Below are 1260 nucleotides of genomic sequence, written 5' to 3' on the forward strand. Positions count from 1 at the left end.
CGGTCAGCGGATGCTTTCAGGAACGTCAGCAGGTCGGCGCATTCTTCCGTGGTCAGCCATTCCTGTGCATATGGCAGGCGGATTTCGGTACATTCGCGTACCGTGGCAGGGTGCGGATATGCCTGTACCGGGTACAGATGTAACCGGACCGGCGTTCCGGCCAGCCGTTGTGCGCTGGCCGTCAGCAGTTGCGCGCGTCCGTAATTAAGGGACCGGCAAAGTTGCGTCGTCAACGCCAGGATTTCATCCGCACTGAGCACACCGCAGACGGCCAGCCAGCCGGGCACCACACCGGGGGCCACCTGCGTCACTCCGACGGTTTCAGGCCAGCCGGACCGGCGTAAAAGATTGTCACCGTGGCGCATAATCAGCGCACTGAGCGTGTTATTTCTCATTGTTTGTTCCTTTTCGTGTTCATACCGTTGTGTCGTGGTTGATACCCCGCCCGTCACCCGGTGCGGGGGGGAGCGTCATGCCTCCAATGCCTGCTGCCTGAGCAGGGCAATATCGGCCTGAGCGTCGGCAACACTGGGGTACTGCCGGCATACAAGAGGCCAGGCCTGAGCGTCCTCCGTCGCCAGCGCCCGTCCGGCGATGTCCGTCACCCTCGCCAGCAGGTCGGCGGGAACACTGACAACCGGCATTTCTGCCCGTAATCCGGCGTACAGCTCCTGTACCGTGCGGTATGAAATGCCCGCTTCGGTATGGCCACCGAAACCGGTTTTGCCAATCTCACGCAAAATCGCCCCGGCCTCCACTTCCGTCATGGCTCCGTCCTGTTCCATCACGTCCTGTTTCGTCCAGACCAGCAGGGCAAAACGCTCGTCATTGCCAAACACGCGCTTCAGTTTTTTGTTCAGTTCCTTACGTGTGCCATACATCATGATTTTCTCCGTTGGTTCTGAGGGGCGGCACCGCCGCCCGTGGTCATTTGTCAGTCTTTAAAGCACTCACTGAGCATCCGGCTTTCGTTGAACGCTTCATCCAGCAGGGTGTTGATGCGCCGCAGACTCTGCCCGGCCAGTCGTTCAGCGAGCCCGTGACGCTGCCAGTGATAACGGTCTTCCGGCACTTTCAGGGTGATGCGCAGGTCGCACATGCTGCTGGCCAGTAACGCCACCTCCGCCCGCAGCGTCTCGTGTCCGGCGTAATTCATCAGGCGGCCTCCGGATAAAAGACGTCGTTGGCGGCCGGGCGCTGCATGGCACGCTGAACGGCGGCCAGTCGTTGCTGCCCTGCCCTGTGGTACTGCTCCATCAG

General features: G+C 60.9%; 2 protein-coding genes and 2 pseudogenes. All 4 read right to left on the reverse strand.

The features are described from left to right. Positions 1–395 (reverse strand): annotated as a pseudogene (locus HV477_RS27820) (hypothetical protein); the annotation flags it as partial. A gap of 75 nt (positions 396–470) precedes the next feature. Further along, positions 471–884, reverse strand: coding sequence for a DUF1380 family protein (locus HV477_RS27825; protein WP_154715033.1), 414 nt, complete (start codon positions 882–884; stop codon positions 471–473). Positions 885–934: 50 nt separating this feature from the next. Further along, positions 935–1156: a hypothetical protein gene (locus HV477_RS27830; protein WP_154715034.1), complete on the reverse strand. Its 222-nt coding sequence runs from the start codon at positions 1154–1156 to the stop codon at positions 935–937. Further along, positions 1156–1260: pseudogene (locus HV477_RS27835) on the reverse strand (DNA methylase); the annotation flags it as partial. The pseudogene HV477_RS27835 and the gene HV477_RS27830, both read right to left, overlap by 1 nt.

Origin of the sequence: Salmonella sp. SG203 (assembly GCF_013350575.1) — a bacterium.
GTDB classification, from domain to species: Bacteria; Pseudomonadota; Gammaproteobacteria; order Enterobacterales; family Enterobacteriaceae; genus Salmonella; species Salmonella enterica.